This is a genomic window from Streptomyces sp. AA4 (assembly GCF_000158875.1).
Classification (GTDB): domain Bacteria; phylum Actinomycetota; class Actinomycetes; order Mycobacteriales; family Pseudonocardiaceae; genus Amycolatopsis.
Genome location: NZ_GG657748.1, coordinates 146,110 through 163,658, shown reverse-complemented (window position 1 = coordinate 163,658; position 17,549 = coordinate 146,110). Strand labels below are relative to the sequence as shown.

Annotated in this window: 14 protein-coding genes; 9 read left to right on the top strand and 5 right to left on the bottom strand. The window is 70.9% G+C overall.

The window, feature by feature from the left end; translation table 11 throughout:
• Positions 1-17 precede the first annotated feature (17 nt).
• From SSMG_RS41050 to SSMG_RS42845, 7 genes are all read left to right on the top strand, one after another.
• Complete coding sequence (locus tag SSMG_RS41050) at positions 18-893, top strand: hypothetical protein (protein ID WP_050788559.1); 876 nt, start codon at positions 18-20, stop codon at positions 891-893.
• 116 nt (positions 894-1,009) lie between these two features.
• On the top strand, positions 1,010-2,071 hold the full coding sequence (locus tag SSMG_RS41045; RefSeq protein WP_199786466.1) for a hypothetical protein: 1,062 nt from the start codon (positions 1,010-1,012) through the stop codon (positions 2,069-2,071).
• Positions 2,068-2,913, top strand: coding sequence for a nucleotidyltransferase family protein (locus tag SSMG_RS41040; protein WP_009086278.1), 846 nt, complete (start codon positions 2,068-2,070; stop codon positions 2,911-2,913). The genes SSMG_RS41045 and SSMG_RS41040 overlap by 4 nt, the downstream gene beginning before the upstream one ends.
• Entirely contained in the window at positions 2,910-3,488 is a 579-nt protein-coding gene (locus SSMG_RS41035; RefSeq protein ID WP_009086276.1) for an AAA family ATPase, read from the top strand. Before SSMG_RS41040 ends, SSMG_RS41035 begins: the two co-directional genes overlap by 4 nt.
• Positions 3,485-4,309: an inositol monophosphatase family protein gene (locus SSMG_RS41030; RefSeq protein WP_009086274.1), complete on the top strand. Its 825-nt coding sequence runs from the start codon at positions 3,485-3,487 to the stop codon at positions 4,307-4,309. The genes SSMG_RS41035 and SSMG_RS41030 overlap by 4 nt, the downstream gene beginning before the upstream one ends.
• Positions 4,303-6,018 (top strand): phosphotransferase, encoded by a 1,716-nt coding sequence (locus SSMG_RS44175; RefSeq protein ID WP_009086272.1) that lies wholly within the window; start codon positions 4,303-4,305, stop codon positions 6,016-6,018. The genes SSMG_RS41030 and SSMG_RS44175 overlap by 7 nt, the downstream gene beginning before the upstream one ends.
• 1,177 nt (positions 6,019-7,195) lie before the next feature.
• Positions 7,196-8,131, top strand: a complete 936-nt coding sequence (locus tag SSMG_RS42845) for a hypothetical protein (protein ID WP_050788558.1) — start codon at positions 7,196-7,198, stop codon at positions 8,129-8,131.
• 52 nt (positions 8,132-8,183) lie between these two features.
• Here SSMG_RS42845 and SSMG_RS41010 read toward each other — a convergent pair whose 3' ends face one another.
• The 4 genes from SSMG_RS41010 to SSMG_RS40995 form a co-directional block, all read right to left on the bottom strand.
• Positions 8,184-8,645 (bottom strand): hypothetical protein, encoded by a 462-nt coding sequence (locus SSMG_RS41010; RefSeq protein ID WP_009086267.1) that lies wholly within the window; start codon positions 8,643-8,645, stop codon positions 8,184-8,186.
• A gap of 765 nt (positions 8,646-9,410) precedes the next feature.
• Positions 9,411-9,689 carry a hypothetical protein gene (locus SSMG_RS41005; protein ID WP_037719235.1) on the bottom strand — a complete coding sequence of 93 codons (279 nt, stop codon included), beginning with the start codon at positions 9,687-9,689 and terminating at the stop codon, positions 9,411-9,413.
• A 22-nt stretch (positions 9,690-9,711) separates the two neighbouring features.
• Complete coding sequence (locus SSMG_RS41000) at positions 9,712-10,023, bottom strand: hypothetical protein (RefSeq protein ID WP_009086264.1); 312 nt, start codon at positions 10,021-10,023, stop codon at positions 9,712-9,714.
• Positions 10,024-10,096: 73 nt separating this feature from the next.
• A complete protein-coding gene (locus SSMG_RS40995) occupies positions 10,097-10,846 on the bottom strand; it encodes a hypothetical protein (protein ID WP_037719233.1) in 750 nt (249 codons plus the stop codon).
• Positions 10,847-11,251: 405 nt separating this feature from the next.
• Here SSMG_RS40995 and SSMG_RS40990 point away from each other — a divergent pair, with 405 nt between their 5' ends.
• Positions 11,252-12,274, top strand: a complete 1,023-nt coding sequence (locus SSMG_RS40990) for a hypothetical protein (RefSeq protein WP_009086260.1) — start codon at positions 11,252-11,254, stop codon at positions 12,272-12,274.
• A 1,206-nt stretch (positions 12,275-13,480) separates the two neighbouring features.
• Positions 13,481-16,282, top strand: a complete 2,802-nt coding sequence (locus SSMG_RS40985; protein ID WP_199786465.1) for a BTAD domain-containing putative transcriptional regulator — start codon at positions 13,481-13,483, stop codon at positions 16,280-16,282.
• A gap of 830 nt (positions 16,283-17,112) precedes the next feature.
• Here SSMG_RS40985 and SSMG_RS40975 read toward each other — a convergent pair.
• The gene (locus SSMG_RS40975; RefSeq protein WP_286157111.1) at positions 17,113-17,529 is read right to left on the bottom strand and encodes a beta/gamma crystallin domain-containing protein; all 417 of its coding nucleotides are present in this window, start codon (positions 17,527-17,529) and stop codon (positions 17,113-17,115) included.
• Positions 17,530-17,549: the final 20 nt, after the last annotated feature.

Below are 17,549 nucleotides of genomic sequence, written 5' to 3'. Positions count from 1 at the left end.
TCCGAGGAACCCGCTTGATGATCACGCCGCTGGACATCCCCCCGGCCCGCGTCTCCCCGTGCCCGCTGCCGCCCGGCGGCCTGGACCTGCTCGTCGCGGCAGCAGCGCGCGAAGGCCGCGCTCGGCACCTGCGCGACCTGCTGACGGGCGCCGACGCCGACGGATCGGTCTACCTGGCCCACAGGGACGAGGCGCGCGCAACGCTCACTCGCGGCGTCGACCCGCAGCTCTACCTCGCCTATCGCGACATCGCCGCGCCCCGGCCCAAGACCAGCCAGCCGGCTGACGTCGCGGAAGGCACGCGTGCCTGGTTCGCCGACCTCGTTGTCTACACCGCGGCGAACCTCGGTCACGGTCCGGAACTCGGCCGGTCGCTCGGCCACTGGAACACCCCGGCCCAGGTCGAGATCTTCCAGTGCCTGTTCGGCAGGGTTCTCATGCTGCACACCAACATCGACGACGACGGCAACTCCACAATGGACTATCACGTGTGCGAGGCGGGTGATCACGTCGTCATCCCGTTCGGTGCCTGGCACCTGACCGTCGTGCTCGACGCGCCGGCGGCGGTGTTCAACATCTACACCGACGTCGCCGACCTGCTGGCCGGACACACCAGCCGGGAGGCGGCCGACAGCGACCTGAAGTACCGGGCGGCGCCTGCGCCCGAGCTGACCATCGCGCGCACGGCGTCGGAGATCGCCGCGGTCGGCTCCAGCCGCGAGCTCAGCGAACGACCTTTGCGGCGCGGCGAGTTCCCGAACTGGGCCGAGGCGCTGCTGATGCCCTCGGGGCTAGCCGCGCTCTACCGCCACGCCCCGGCCGCCGAACTGACCCGCTTGCAGGAGCACGCCGCGCATTTCGGCCGTCGCCCCGTCCCCGCGGCGGCGTCATGACCAGCTCGCGCAAGCGCCAACCTGCGCCGGCCGATGCCTCCTGTCCGATCCGGCCGCTGATCGGCTGTGCAGCACCCGCTCGCGCGACGCGCCGCTTCGTCCAGGGAGCGGCCAGCGTGACCCTGCGCGCCGACCGCAGCGAGCTGGTCAAGGACGCGGAGACCACGCTCTACTCCTACGCGCGCACCGGGACCGCAGCCAGCCGATGGACCGTCACTCTGCACACCGGCGTGTCCGTCGACCAGTCCGGCGCCGACGCCCTGTTCGCCGACGCCGAGGACCGCGACATCGGGCCGAACCTGAACGCCCGGTCGATCGACCTGCGCGGCGGCCGTGCGTTCTGGATCCGCGACCACGCCGCCCTCGTGCACCTCGACCACATGGCCGGGTCGGTCACCGTGCACGCCGGCAACCTGGACTCCGCGCGGTTCTTCGCCGTCCGACTTGTGCGGCAGGCCATGACCGCCCAACTTCTGGAGCACGACGCGGTCTATGCGCACACCGCCGCCCTCGTACGCGCCGACCACGGCCTGCTGATCGCCGGGCCGAAGGGCGCGGGCAAGACCACCACCCTCCTGAGCATCCTTCGGCTGATGGGCGGGGACTTCGTCACCAACGACCGGCTCCTGCTCCGCCGCGACGGCGACGGCACGGTCGGCTATGCCTGGCCGATGCATCTGCGCGCCACCGCCAGCACGCTGCGCGCCGTACCGGGGATGACCAGGTTCCTGCCCGCCGAACAGCAGCTAAACCGCCCTGCCGGCCCCGCGCCCAGCGGCAAGATCGCAATCGAGCCGGGCGAGCTACGGACTGTGCTGCCCGACATGCGGCTGCTCGGCGAGCTCCGCCCCACGCTGATGCTCTGGCCCTACCGCAGCGTCAGCGATCTCCCGGCCGAGCCGGTGCCGTCGGCCGAAGTCCGCGACGTCTTGGTACGCACCCAGTTCTTCATGCACGACCCGGTCACCCGCGCCACCTCGCACCGCAACCACTGGCTGCTGCCGCCCGACCGAGATCGGACCGCGCTCGCCCTCACCGCCGTCGCGGACCGGCTCGCTCGAACCGTGCCGTGTGTTCGGATCCCGGTCACCGACTCGCCCGCGGCGCTGGCAGCCCGCGTGGCCGGCCTGCTCGACCACGCCGCGGCCCGAGTGGCCGGGCCGGGTGGTCGGGGATGACCGACCGACGGGCAGGCCGCCTCGCCGAGGACGCCGTCCGGGCCTTGTGCTGGGGCACCGGCGCCGACAGCCACGAGACGATCGCCCGTGCCGTGGTCGCCGAACTGGGCGCGGTGCTTGAGCAATCAGTGCGGTCAAAGACGCTCTGCCTGCTGGCCGCGTACCTGCACGACCACCCCATTCCCGAGCTGGATCGCACGGTGAGGCGGTTCCTCGACAGCACGCTGCGCACCAACCGGTACAAGACCTACGCCTGCCGCGTGGCCGCGCTCGCCGACACCGCCGCGTTGCGCACCGCCGGCGTAGCCGCCGTAGTGCTCGGGGGGCTCAGCGTGGAGCACTCCCTCTACGCCAGCACCGGCGCCCGCCAGTTCAGTGACATCGATCTGCTCATCGCGCCCGGCGACACCGAACGCACATGCGCCGTCCTCCGCGCCCAGGGCTACCAGCCCAGCCGGGACGACGGGACCTGGACGCGGCAGACCGGCGACCCGATCGTCCCGCTCATCGTCGTCGACCTGTGCACGACCCTGCCGCACGGCGGCGCCGACGACGACGTCCGCGGCCTGCTGGCCCGCCGCATCGGGATCACCGTTCCTCCGCACGACCATCGACTGCCTGTTCTCGCGCCGTCGGACGCGGTCAACCACACGCTGGCCCGGCTCGCGGCCAGGCCGCGCTGGGCGCTCGCCGCCGACGCGATCCGCCAGGTCCGTGCGAGTCCGCCGCCCCCACCGCACCACGCCGCCGTCCTCGCCGGCTGGTCGGTGCTGCGCTCGCAGTGGCCGCTGCTGCCCGCCGACCCGTCCCACATCCCCGTAGACGAGGAGCAGCGCCGATGATCATCGCCTTGGCCGGACTGCCCGGCGTCGGCAAGACCACGCTGGCCGAGCAGCTCACCAGCCACATCCCCGGTGCGCTGTTGCTGCGCAAGGATGCCGTCCGGCACGCGCTGTTCGGCACCGAGCACACCGCCTACACCCGCGACCAGGACGACCACTGCGTCCAGGTCCTGTTCGCCACCGCGGTCTGGCAGTGGCTGCGTGCTCCCGCCACGACGGTCGTGCTCGACGGGCGGACCTGGCTAGGCCCCGGTCAGGTGGAGCACCTGCGGTCCTTTGCCGCGACGCACCGGCAACCCCTGCTGCTGCTCGAGTGCGTCTGCCCGGCCGACGTCGCTCACGTCCGGCTGGCCGTCGATCACCAGCACGGCCGACACCCAGCGGCCAATCGCACCCCGCAGCTGCACCGGGAACTCGCCGCCGCCGCCGTGCCGATTACCGGCCCGAAACTGCTGCTGGACACCGGAAATTCCGTCGCGACCAACCTCGACATCGTCCTGCGCCACCTGGACATCCTCGCTCTGTCCGACGCCGGGATCCGTCTGCCGGTCCCGACCACCGTGGAGACCTCGTGACCACCGAACTGCTAGGACTGCTGCTGATCGCGCAGGCGACCGTCGAGCGCGGAGCGGAGTTCCTCCGCACCCACCGCCCCCGCACCTGCACCGGCAAAGGCGACCGGGACATGGCCACCGACGTCGATCTCGCCATCGAACGGATCCTGCGCGACGAGCTGAGCCGCGCCACGCCGGGAATCGGTGTTCAAGGCGAAGAAGAAGGCGGCCCGACCAGCGGCACCCGCTGGGTCATCGACCCGGTCGACGGCACCGCCAACTTCACCCACGACATCCCGCTGACCGGTATCTCCCTCGCCCTGGTCGTCGACGAGGATCCTCTGCTCGGGGTTATCGCCCTGCCCCAGCTCAGCCGCACGTACTGGGCGGCGGACGGCCTCGGCGCCTGCCGGGACGGCCGCCCGCTCCGCATCGCCGGCCCGGACCGGCTGGATGAGGCGATCGTCGCGCTCGGCGACTACGGCACCGGACCCGACGCCGGCCCCCGCAACGCGACGATGCTGGCGATCCAGGCCGATCTCGCCCCCCGCGCGCAACGCATCCGGATGCTCGGATCTGCCGCGGCCGACCTCGCGCTGCTGGCCGACTCCGCCCTCGGCGCGTCGATCACCCTCGGCAACCGCACCTGGGACATGGCCGCCGGAGCCGTCATCGCCCGCGAAGCCGGCGCCCACGTGACCGATCTCGACGGCACCGACCACACCACAGCCTCGCGTTGCACCATCGCCGTAGCCCCCGCACTGATCGAGGACATTCTCGACATCGTCCAGCGTGCGAGCGCGATCAACGGCTTCACCGGCGAGGAGGTCGTGGCGTGCTGATCACGTTCGAAGGCCTGCCCGGAGCAGGCAAGAGCACACAGAGCCGGATGCTCGCGAGGTGCCTTGAATCCAATGGCCACCACGCCACCGTCCTGCCCGACCTGGCCACCCTGGACACCGACCCCGTCGCAGCCGCCCTCGTCGACCTGCTCCGCACCAGCGGAGACCCCTTCCTGCGCAGCGGCGACGCCATCACCGACACCATGATCACCGCCGCCATCCGCGCTGACCTCGTCGCCACCGTCCTCGATCCGGCGCTGGCCGAGAACCCATCCGCGATCGTGATCGAAGACCGCGGCATCCACACGATGGCCTCCTACGCGATCGCCGCCCTCCTCCGCCAGCACCGCGCACCCGCCCAGGTCGCCCTCGACTGGTTGAGCTCCATCACAGCCCTGGCCGGGCCGCGCACCACCCGAGCGCTGTGGCTGCGGATGCCCCCCGCGGTCGCTGCCCGTCGCGCCGGTGAACGCGGGGGAGACCACCGTCCCGCGTTCACCGGCGAACAACGCGCACACCTCGCCTGGGTCGACCACGCCTACGCACTGCTCGCCGAACGAGACCCCCAGCTCACCGTCCTCGATGCCGCCGACCTCGACCCGGTCGGCATTCACCTCGCCGTTCACGCCGCCCTGGGTCAGCTCAGCCGGCCGGGCGACATCGACCTGGGTTCGTGTGCGGGGCACCAAGAAACTGCCCAGCCCGTCTCCTACGCTGGCCACGCCAGGCCCCGTCCGTCTGCGCCGCGCCGAAACCGAGAGTCCGAAACGATGACCACGTTCGCCAGCCACCACGAGCACACCGCCCCCGCCGACCTGCTCAACGCCCTGCGCACCGCGCGGGCGGCCGGAGCCGACGCACTGGCCGCCTCGCTCGACGAACTCGGGCTGCACCCACTGGACGGCGGCCGCAACAACGACGTCTTCGCCTGGACGACGGCCGCCACGCCGATCTGCATCAAGCTCTACAGGAAGACCGACCGGCAACGCGTCGAACGCGAATGGCACGGCCTCGCCCACGCCGCCGGCCTGGGCATCGCGCCGAAGCCGCTCTGGCTCGACGACGACCCCGAACAACCGGCCCTGGGTATGACGCTGCTGCCGGGTTCGCCGATCCTGGACGTTCTCGACCCCGCGTCGGCGATCAAGGCACTGGCCGACACCACCCGCGCTCTGCAGAACGTTCCGCTGAAAGAGCCGCTGGCCAGCCTGGAGCGGGTCGGCTCCGTCCGCCACCACATCGCCCGGCTCACCGACGTCTGGCCAGGCCAACTCGCTGCCGCCGCCGACGATCCTTTGACTCCAGAAATGCTCACTCTGCTGCGCCGGTGGGAGAACAGCGGCGACGCCGAACTGCTCGCGCAGCCCGCCGCCCGCGTCTACTCCCGCGGCGACGCGAACCTGCTCAACTGGCTCCACGACGGCGAGTCCGAGTCCACCTACGTCGCGGACTTCGAATTCAGCGGCTGCTCCGACATCGCCGTCGACGCCGCCGACCACATCGAGCACATCAGCGCCCGCGCCATTCCCGACGACGTCTGGACCGGCGCCGAAGCCGACCTCGGCATCACACCGGACAACCGCGCCCGATTCGACGCCGCCCGGCGCACCATCGCGCTGCGGTGGCTCGCCGTGCTCTGGAAGCAGCGCGCCACACGAGCCGAGGAGTTCGCCGCCCAACACGACCGGGTCCGCGCCCTCCAGCACTGAACTGAACGGCCGGACCGGCCACGAACGTCGGACTCGCCTGCACCAGCCGTCCCCACGACTCGCGAACCCGCTCGACGGCCTGCCCGCCGACGTGATCCCGTACCCGTTCGCCGGCATCCGGGTCTACCGCGGCGGCGACGCGTTCGGGCTGCTTGGCGAGGCAGCGAGCGTGACCCGCGCGGCACGGCAGCGCGTGCTCGAATCCCTGTGCTGCGGCTGCGGTCTCTCGCAAACGCCCTGCAGCGGGAAGCAGGTCGCTCTGCGCGACTTCGCCTCGCCTGGCGACCGGGCCGCGCCCGGCGGCCCGGTCGCCCCCGCGGGGGTTTACGGGATCGGCCGTGTTTCGCACCCGGCCGTATCGGCCTCGGCCTCGCGGCGTCGCAGGGGGCTGCAGGCGGTTTTGCCGAGCGACTGCCTTTACCGCCGTATTGGCCCTGCTGGGTGCACGATATCACTGGTCGCGCGCACCAGTTAATCCTGACAACAGGAGAATGCCGGTCCCTTCGCTTCGAATAGTGCATCCGCATCGGATTATGCAAAAGGCGGGAGCGGCCGAGAGAATTGCCTTCCGTGCACACCGGCAGGCGGAGGCTCAGGTCACTCGGTCGGCGGATGTTCATCATCGGTGATCACGGCCACGCTCGGAGTCGTACGCGGGGAGGCGTACCGTTTGCCGGTTCCTGGGACCCGGTTTGAGCGCAGGGGAGGCGGGATCGACCGCGCCTCGCATCTTTCCGGAATCGTCCGGCACGTCTTCCTCGCCGATCGGCAATTCGAGGGGAGCATGAAGTGCAACGATCGCGTTCACGTATTACGCGCTTTCGCAGACGGACCCTTATTGCAGTTTTCGCAATGGCGGGATTGCTGGGCGGTGGAATCGCGCCTGTGGCGGCGGACCCGCTGACGCCGCCTCCGGATTTGTTGTCCCGAGGGAAAGTCGTGTCGTCCGAGCTGCGTTTCTACCCCGCGAGCGACAGCGGATGGACTGCCGGCCCGGAGGAGCCCGGTCGTCGCGGGCGTCCGGGTCTGGAGCAGCTGCGCCGGGAGGACCGCGCCAGCACGGCGACCTATCGCTCCGAATACCGCGGCGCTCCGCATGCCCCGGCCGCGGCGGGATGGTCGCCGCGCAGGGGGCCCGGAGGGGTGGATCAAGAACCACTACGGGTTCTGCCGCATCATGAAGGGCGAGAAAGGCGACCGGATCTGCTTCCCCGGGCAGTGCTTCGACGTGAAGTCGACCTTCCGGGTCACGATCATCGGCCAAGGCTCCGAACGAGAGCGGAAGGCGAGGTTCGTCACCTACGTCGACGACGTCGTGTCGAACACGCCGGCCCTCGCCGAGGCGACGTTGCTGCGGCTCGATCTGCGGTGCACGGCGCTGCTGAACCCGGACGACTGCACCACGGATCCGCGCTACCCGACCGCCGAAGAGCGGTCTTTGGGGGAGTGGCAGCGGACGCACACGTACTACACCGAATTCAGCTCCCCCGCACCGCCGTGGACGCCGCAGAACGCCAACAGGCTCGGCTATCTCGACTTCTGGTCGCACGCCACGGCCAGGGTCCCGGTCCTGCCCGACTCGAAGCCGCAGAGCGCGGACAGCCCCGCGCAGCGGGTCCGCTTCGACACGGTCAACTACCTGAACCTCAACGGCAACAACGCCGCGATCTTCAGCCGGGTCAAAGCGGTCATCCACTTCCCGGTCAGCCGTCCCGAGTTCGCCGCGATGCGCGAATCGGCGGCGCACTACCGGTACGCGCAGCAGTTCCCGCAGAACACGATTCCGCGCAACCCGGCCAAGACGATCCCGGGAGCGTTCGGCTACCAGCCGTTGACGCGGTGGTACTACAACAACAGCAACCAGAACCGGGCGGCGGCGGTGAAGGCCTGCGTCGACGAGTGGGGCCCGAACTACACCGAGGGCGGGAAGTACCAGTGCGACGAGTACCCGTTCAACACCACGCAAGAGGGCGCGGCGCGCGGGGACGGGCGGTTCTCGGTGCAGCGCATCTCCGGCCCTGACAACGAGGCCGCCGGCACGTGGCTGGGCGCGTGGTACTCCTACGACCGCATCCTGGACAGCGACGAGTTCTACGTCGACGCGACACCGTGATCCGGGAGATCCGGGAAGGGGTGCAGGCTCGCCGGGGCCTGCACCCCGCCGATCACCGCTGCTGCAGCCAGAACTGCAGCACCCAGTGCTCGACCACCTCGCCGGTGTAGGGCAGGTCGCCTGTTCGCCGGGCGTCCTGCCGGCCCCGGCACAGCACCCGGATCCCGTACACCCCGGGACCGTCCAGAGGGAATGTCCGCTCCGAGACCCCGGACGCCACGAAAGCCAGTCGGACCACCCCCGAGGTCAACGGGATCCGGTTCTCCCATGCGGTGTCCCAGCTGTCGGCGGCCGCCGGCGGGACACTGTCCCAGAACTCCAGCCGCACGCCCGCGCGATGGGCGGTGCCGCCGCTGCGGAAGACGGCACCGTTCTTGCCCGTGAGGAAGGTGTCCGGCGACCCGAGCGCCAACCAGCCTCGTTCGCCCGGTTGCACCCGTTCGTCGTCGATGAGGCCGAACTTGCCCCACTCCACGTCCGCAAGGTCGTCCAACGACGACACCAGGCTGGCCACAGCACCCTTCCGGGACTCTCGAGGATTGTCAGGCCCTGCTCGTCACGACACGATACCGGGTGCACTGCGGACATGGTCCCGGCGGAACGGGGCCTTCCCCGGCGCCCGGCCGGGTTCGCTTCGGCCTCGGCAGCACTCCCCTGCGCGGCGCGGACCCGAGTCCGGACGGTCCGCGGTCGACGGACCGCCGCAGCACGCTGCGTCCGCGGCCGTCGTTTCTGTTCTCCTGGCGGCTGAACAGTCCCGGCGGCGCCGGCCCTGTAGATGAGTCCGGCCGTGGCCGGTCCTTTGTGCTCGCTCGGGTCTGGCGACGACGCGACGATGACGCAACTTCGCGCGGACGTATAGGTCGTTATACACCGTGAGGGCGGTCTCGACACCGGTCGCTCGGCACGGCGGAGCGGGGTCCAGGCTTCGCGATCGTCGCCGACGCCGCGCGGATGGCAGCCCGGACTGGCCGTCCGGCTGGCCCGACGGGTGGCCAGCGAGCATGCCCGCGGGACTGCCGATCAGGTTGTGCCACAACAGGAAGCTGCCGGAGAGTCGGGCGCGGCGACGCTGCCCGCTCTCCGCAGCGCGGGCCGGGCGGCGCCCGGAACCGCTGTGCGACACCGGGGCTGCGCTCCGTTGCTCGGTCCCGGGTGCGCGCGGGCACCGCGGATCGGGCATGATCGCCACGCCTGGACAGCCCAGGCTGGGTGGGTCCCGGCGAGCCCGTCCGGGACAACGTGGGCCAGGAAACCCAACTGCCTGGCCCACGCCCGGTCACAGAACCGCGCGCACGTCCGCGAGCCGCTGTTCGACGTTCGTCCCCGCGAGATCGCCGACGAGTCGTTGCCTGCCTTGGTCGGCCGTCGAGCCGACGCTGTCGAGCGCCTCCTGGTCGTCCGGGACCAGCGCGACGATCTGCCACTCGCCGCGCGACCAGACATTCCGCAGCCAGCCGCTGTTGGTCTCCCGCGCGATCCGCGCCAGCGCGGTCGTCCGCCGGGTGCAGTCTTCGCGGGCGGCGGCGCCGACAACGGGGGAGAGGTCGTCGGTCATCGCGAGAGTGTCAGGTCTTCTGTCACGCGTCGGCCCCGGACGGCGGTCGCGGCGACAGGCCGGCATCGTCGAGGACGTAGCGCACCAGCGTGCGCGCCGCTTCGCGGCCGTTGCTCTCCAACAGCTTCTTCACCAGGTCGCGGGCGCGTTCCCCGGCCCGGCCTCCCTGGTCCTCCTCGACCAGAAGGGACACGAGCGCCCGGCTGGCGAGGATGTAGCTCTTCTCCCGTTCGGGCAGCTGGTCGTAGGGTTCGACCGGTTCGTCGGGCCCCTCGGACAGCCAGTTCGTCAGCACCGCTCGGACCTCGTCCGGCAACGGCTCGATCGGCCTCATGCGCCCGCAGCCTAGCCCCGGCGCCCGGTCCGTGCCCCTCCGACGCTCCGCTCCGCCGGGCGGAGCAGGAGCGCTACGCGCGCCGCCATGTCGGACCGTGTCCGCCGGCGGGCGGCCCGGCCTCCAGGACCCCGAGCTCCACGAGCATGTTCAGGCAGTGCATCAACGCGAACGCGTCCTCCGGCCCGATGCCGGTCGCGGCCCCGATCTCCTGCATCGCGTAGGTGCGGCCGGGCTCGGCGTGCTCGCGGAAGAACTGCAGCACCGGGCCGGTCAGCTGCGACTTCCGGGCCATGTCCTCCTCGGTGACCGGCAGCATCGCGGCCAGCTCCGCGATCCCGCCCTCGACGACTTCCACCGTGTTCGCCTTCGGTTCGGCGCAGGCGTCGTCGGCACGCTCGCCGAGCAGGACCTTGCCGAAGTACAGCCGGTCCGGGCGGGCGAACAGACTGTCGACGAACTGCTCGAGGCCGCCGCTGACCGGCTCGCGCGCGCAGACGACGAGGGCGAAGCCGTGATGTTCGGCGGCGCGCACCCACTCGCCGGACCCAGGATGGGACAGGACCCCGTCCCGGCCGTAGAGCAGCCGCGCGCCGGTGCCCTCGAGCAGGATCCGCGCCCTGCCGCGGGCCACTACCGGCGGAGGGGCGCTCTTCACCGGTATGAGCCCGAGCGCGGCCGCGACGACCGGCATCCCCTTGGCGTCGGACGCCAGCCGAGGGCAGACGATCAGCTCGGCAAGATCGCTGCCGTCGTCGGGGTGGGCGCCGATCCAAGCGATCACGTCGAGGTCGGCCACGGCGTCGGGCGAGGACGGGCACATCAGGTCTCCAAGGGTGCGGGCGCGGAAACTCGCCGTCGCAGACGGGCACCGATCGAGGCCCGCGACGACGGTCGAACACCCCCGCGCCCGGCAGGGAAACACTGATCGACGGACGAGTCTAGCGGACGAGCCCGGGAGCCCCCTTTTGTCGTCCTGCCCGGCCCTGGCGAACCCTGCTGCGCGGGATCACCGCCGGGTTCGCCCGGCGGCTGTGCCGCTAGACTCGGTGCCGGGCATGCGCGGGCCTTTCTCCGAGCCGACTGATCCCCACGTGGTCGCGGCGCCGAGGACGAGCTGGCTTCCCTTCCCCGGGGAGGACTCACAGCGCCAGAGGAAACCCGCGAACTGCCGTGCCGTCTGGCGAACTCAGCGGGGTGACGTGGGCTCCCGCACGAGGAGGACCGGATGGGCAAGCGCAGCGCGCGCCGCCGCAAGGCGCGGATCGAGGCATACAAGGCCGAGCACGGAATCAGCAAACATACGGAGGCGGCCCGGGCCGTCGACCGGGAACGCGAGCGGGCCGCTGACCTGGACCGCGTTCTCGGCGGCATACGGCGCGGCGGCGAAGGGAAAACCTCCGCCCAGGCATCGATCCCGCTGCCGCACAAGGCCGAGCTCACCACCGCCATGCTGTGGAGTTCACGGAACGGCGGCAGCCGGGACAAGACCGACCCGGCGATGAATCTTGCGATCGCCCGCTGGTTCGCGAGCCAGGCCGAGTTCAAGCCCGTCGTCGTCGACGCCGACACCACCGGTTCGACGACCGCGTCCCTGGTGCTCGCCTGGCTGGTGCGCAAGGCGGGCAGCGACGATCCCTCCCGCATCGCCGAGTGGCTCGCCCGGCACGGCCGCGTGCTGACCGCCCCCCAGCGCGCGGTGCTGGACGGGCTTCTGGGCGAGCCCGGCCTGCGTGGCGATCTGAACCGGCCCGGCCGAGAGCTCGACGACGACCACGCCCTGAACCTCGGGCTGCTGGACCACGTGCTCGCAGGGCCGGGACGGACAACCCTGGCAGTGTGGCCGGGCGCCGACGGCGCGACCAGCCACCTCGCGGTCATGTTGCTGCAACAGTGGGAAGGCGAGCACGGACCGCTCACTGTGGACAGCGCGGACGCGGGAACATCGTTGCGGCAGCGGGGAAACGCCACGTATCGCAGGACGGCGGCGATCCTGGTCAGCTGGGTGGTCGAGGTCGCGGGCAGCGAGGACCCGCAGCGGATCGCCGCGCGCCTGGCGGAGTTCGGCCTCGTGCTCACCGCCGCACAGCAGGCGACCCTCGCGGACCTGGTCGCCGATCCCTGCTTGCGGGTGCCTCGCGACGCGCGACGGACGGTGCTCGGCCCGGAGACGTACTTGCGGCTCCTCGGGGCTGTGCTGGCCGCACCACCGCAGGAACACGAGACGGTAGTCAACCGCGACCGCCCGTGACCCTCCAGGGGAGTTGGCCTGCGACGTCCCGGCTCGTTCGCTGACCGCGACTGCCCGGCCCGCACAAAAACCGCACGGTGGAATGGCACGGATTCACGGCATCGGACCTCGGCATGCTGGTCGCCGGGCAGGGCCTCGTCTTCTAGTTCGAGGCGCGCCAGGCTGCCGCGACGGCCTGCGGGGACGCGCGGCCAGGGAGGCAAGGGGAGCACCGGGCAGCGCGGACGGGGCGAGGCCCGGAGCCGGGGCGGCTGCGGGCTCGTCCGGTCGGTGCCAGCCGGTGCAGGCAGTGGGACCGCCATTCACCCAGTTGCCGCAGGCTCGTTCCAGCACGCCGCTGTCGTCCCGCATCGAGGAGTAGTTCGACGGCGCAGGGGCGGGCCTGGGTCAGTCCCGGCCACGTTCTCCGCACCGCCGACGTGGTACGCGGTCACCAGTGCGAAGCCGCCGGCAAGCGCTCGTCGCCCGGCGCACCAGGTGCCCGGGTCAGTGCACGATCGGCCAGTGGTTCCGCAGCTCCCGATCGGCGGCGACGGCAGTGACATGCGGGATGTCACCCCCATGTCCGCGGTGTCACTATCGCGCTCGGCCTGCAGCTCGTAGATTTATGCGTACAGCGAGCCACCGCACACCGCATCGGCGGTTGCGTTTCACTCACGATTCTGTCCGTCGGCTCGCCGCGTGCGCAATTGCCGGAGCATTTCGAGGAAAAGGAGTTCCTGTGGGCCAAACCCAGAATTGCTGGTGCAGCGTGTGGCGTCGCCGGGCCCGCGGGGCGGCGGCGAAAGCAACGGCGCGCATCGTCGCGTTGGCCGTGCTGGTGCACGAAATCGCAGGACTTGTCCATCAATTCGTTCTCTGACGTCGCGTCAGGCAACATTCGCCCGGGTTCGATCTGCGTTTGCCGAATCCGCAGCCGGTGATTGGAGATTTGACGCATCAGCCCGGCGATCGCGCCGCCCCGGGGGCATGGCCGGATCCGGCCCGTTTCGGCGTCGTTGCCGGACGCAGAGGAAGAAGCAGGTGCGTGTGCCGTCGACCGTTGGTCATTGCTCATGCGTCGCAGGATTCGCCCGGACGGACTCGTATCTGGCCTCCGGCTGGCTGCTCCTGCTGGTTGCCGGTTCCGGTGCAGAGTAGAGGGAGCCCGTCCGGTTCGCCGGCGCGGGCGCGGGGACCGGGGTGCGACGAGGGGGACCGTTGGGCGTGGCCGATCGTTTGGAGTTTCGGCTGCTGGGGCCGGTGGAGGTGTGGCGCGGGCCTGAGCAGCTGGCGATTTCCAGTCGGCATCAGCTGTCGGTGCTGGCTGCGCTGGCGCTGAGTCCGGGGCGTGCGGTGTCGGTCAGCGCTCTCGTCGACCTGGTCTGGGACGAGGAGCCGCCTCCCACGGCGCGCCGCCAGGTGATCAAGCTGGTGTCCCGGCTGCGTGGCGCGCTCGGCGGGGCGATTGCCACGAAGTCGGGCGATTACCTTCTCGCCGTCGAGCCGGAGCAGGTCGACGTCGGCGTTTTCGACGTCTCGGTGGCTGGAGCCCGACAGTTGTCGGGCACCGATCCGGCGGGTGCGGCCAGAGAGGTGCGGGCGGCGCTCCGGTTGTGGCGAGGCCCGGCGCTGAGCGGAGTCACTCCGTGCCTTGCGGCGCAGGCGAGGCGGCTGGAGGAAGGCCGCGTTGCCGCGCTCGAAGAGGCGGTCGGCTGGGAGCTGGCCGCCGGTGGGCACGCGGGTCTGGTGGCGGAGTTGACCGCATTGGTCGCCGAGCATCCGCTGCGGGAACGGATGGTGGGGCAGCTCATGTCGGCCCTGCACCGGTCGGGGCGCACCGCCGAAGCGCTGGAGGTCTACCGGCGCACCCGCGACCGGCTGGCCGATGATCTCGCGCTGTCACCCGGGCCGGAACTGCAGCAACTGCACGTGGCGATCCTGCGCAACGACGCCGCCCGCGCCGCACCGATCTCGCCTCCGGCGTCAGCCCCGGCAGCCGCCCGCCCGGTCGCGGCCCCGGTGCCGCGGCAGCTGCCGGGCGCAGTGCCGGGTTTCACCGGCCGGACGGCCCAGCTCAAGGAACTCACCGGGTTGCTGGACAGGCAGGAAAGTCTCGCAGTCGCGGTGATCAGCGGCACTGCGGGCGTGGGGAAGACGGCGCTTGCCGTGCACTGGTCGCACCAGATCGCGGACCGGTTTCCCGACGGTCAGCTCTACATCAACCTGCGAGGCTTCGATCCCAGCGGCGAGCCGGTCGCGCCCGCCGACGCGATCGGAAGTTTCCTCGGCGCGCTCGGGGTGCCCGCCGAGCGGATCCCTGCCGGTCTCGCCGACCGGTCGGCGCTCTACCGGTCCCAGCTGGCCGGTCGCCGGATGCTCGTGGTGCTGGACAATGCCCGCGACGCCGGTCAGGTCCGGCCGCTGCTTCCGGGCTCGGCCCGGTGCCTGACCGTCGTCACCAGTCGTGACCGGCTCGGCGGCCTGATCGTCAGCGAGCGTGCGTGTGCCGTGTCCGTGGATTTGATGACCGCTGCCGAAGCCCGCGGCCTGCTGGCCGGCAGGCTGGGCCCGGAGTGCCTGGCCGCCGAACCGCGAGCGGTCGGCGAGCTGATCGAGTTGTCCGCGCGTCTCCCGCTGGCTTTGAGCATCGTCGCGGCACGGGCGGTCCTCGCCGCGACCTTGTCGCTGACCGAACTGGTCGCCCAGTTGCGCGAGTCCCGCGATCGCTTGCGGAGCATGGACGTCGGCGATGCCTGCGTCGACCTGAGCGCCGTGTTCTCCTGGTCGTACCGGACGCTGAGCGCCGCTGCGGCACGGATGTTCCGGCTGCTGAGCCTGCATCCCGGCCCGGAGGTCTCGGTACCGGCGGCCGCCAGCCTCGCCGGAAACGGACTCGATCAGGCTCGGTCGGCCTTGTCCGAGTTGGGCAGAGCACAGCTGCTCGCAGAAACCGGCACCGGCCGGTTCGCCTGCCACGACCTGCTGCGCGCGTACTCGGCGCAAACGGCGCGCGAAGACGAGACCGAGCAGGCGCGCCACGCTGCTCTGCACCGGATGTTCGATCACTACCTCCACACCGCGCACACCGCCGCGCTGCTGCTCAACCCGTTCGCCGACCGGCTGTCCCCGGCCGCGCCCCGACACGGCGCCGAGGTCGCCGAACTCGCGAACGACGCGCGGGCATGGCAGTGGTTCGCCGCTGAACGACCGGTGTTTCCCGGCGTCGTCGACTGCGCCGTCGACGCCGGTTTCGACGCGCACGCCTGGCAGTTCGCCTGCAGCGTGGCCGATTTCTGCATCCGCGCCGGACATTGGACCCAGACGGTCGCCGTCCAGCTCGTCGCGATCGCCGCAGCCGAACGCGCGGGCGACCCGGAAGGGCAGGCCCGGTCTCTGCGCGAACTCGGCCGGGCCTACGTCCGACTCGCCCGCTATCGGGACGCGAAGGCCGCCGCGGTCCGCGCGCTCGCCCTGGACGAGTCGCTCGGCGACCCCCTCGGCCAGGCACGCAGCCACACCACCCTCGGCATCGTGGCGTACTTGCAGGGCGACTACCAGGAGGCGATCGAGCGCGACAGGGTCGCCTACGAGCTGTTCGGAGCGGCCGGACACCGGGCAGGCCAGGCCGACGCGCTGAACGGGATCGGCTGGATGCTGGCCAAGCTCGGTCGCCACGCCGAAGCGCTGCGCTACTGCACCAGATCGCTCGAACTCCAGCAGACAGCCGGAAACACGCACGGCGAGGCGGACACCTGGGACAGCCTCGGCTGCATCCATCACCGCCTCGGCGAGCACCAGATAGCCGTCGCCTGCTACCGCTCCGCACTGGACCTGTATCAGAAAGCGGGCGCTCGTCATCCGCAGGCCAACACCCTCATCCGCCTCGGCGACACCCGCCAGGCCGCGGGCGACACCCAGGCCGCGCGCCGTTCCTGGCGGCGAGCACTGCTGATCCTCGACGATCTGCACCACCCCGACGCCGACGACCTCCGCGCGCGGCTGGACGAGCATCTGCCCGCCTCCTGAGCCCCAGCAGCCCGCCGGGAACGGTCGGGTACCGGTGTGCCGAAGGACGACCAGAACCACATGCCGCGAAGGACACGACGGCATGCTGACCGCGTTTCTTTGCGGCCGGCCGGGCTTGGTCGAGGGGCTCGTGCCGCGCGGCGGCGGGCGAGCATCACCGCGAGCTTGCTCGATGTCGCCGTATCCCTGTCGCGTGTCTGCGGGTGCAGACAATCAATTGCACCATGGCAGTTCCCGGTTCAGGTGCCAGCCGCACGGTCCCCGCGCATCACGGCGACAATCGCGTGTCGCCGGTCGCGCGGCATTTGGTCGAGGTCGACCGGCGGACCCGGTTCTCCGAACGCTCACACATGCCGACGGGAAGACCGGCCGCGATAGCACCCTGCTGACTCAGCTGTACGCGGCCGTGCCGGCGCAGGCGTGCACCTTCGAGATCGCCGCGATGGCCGAGTCCACCGGCCTCACGACTGGGGGCGGAGCAGCCAGGCTGCTCCGCCCCCAGCGCCAGTCGTTCGGCGCCGCGCATGGGCACTGTCCGGTGTGCACGTCGGTTCCCGTGCCGGTGTACGGGCCGCCGTCGGCGTTGCTGAAACCGCACCGTCGTCCGCGGATGACGTACCTGTCCGCAGGGTATTGCACACTTTGCCAAACACCGTCAGACCATGAGCGACGATTCACGATGTTCCCGTTCGGGTCCTTGATCTGCATGCCGAACGACGCAGGCGAACGTAAATCAGGTGTCGTCAGTCTGCAATCGACCCTTCGAAGAAGCGATCAGCCACGCAATCTCACCGACGAACGCGACGTGCGCCTGCGCAGAGCGGGCATCGTCACGTATTGAGGTCGATCCGGTTAATCCAGCTGCCCTGGTTCCAAAAGGTCCCAGGCGGCATCCCCGGCTGGTAGGTGCCGCCATTGTAGACCAGCGCCACCCACTGGTTGCCGGTTTCGACCCAGTCCACGCCCCGGTAATCGACGTTTACGCTGCCACGGCCGGACCAACATATGGCCGTGCCATCGGTGAAATGCACCTCCATGCGGAGGCCGCAATCGCGGCTGGTGGCGTTGGGCCTAATGACGTGAGCAGTCTGGGTTGCGGAACTGGAGTCGGCGTGCGCCTCTGACGCGTTCACGGCGGTGACGACCCGATCCGGACGGGTCTGCACCGCGGTGGCGGCGTTCGCGGCACACGCGTCGCCGACCGCGGCAGTGGCCCCGGCGATCGCCACGACCCCCAGGGCGGTCATGGCCCGACGCGCAAGCACGG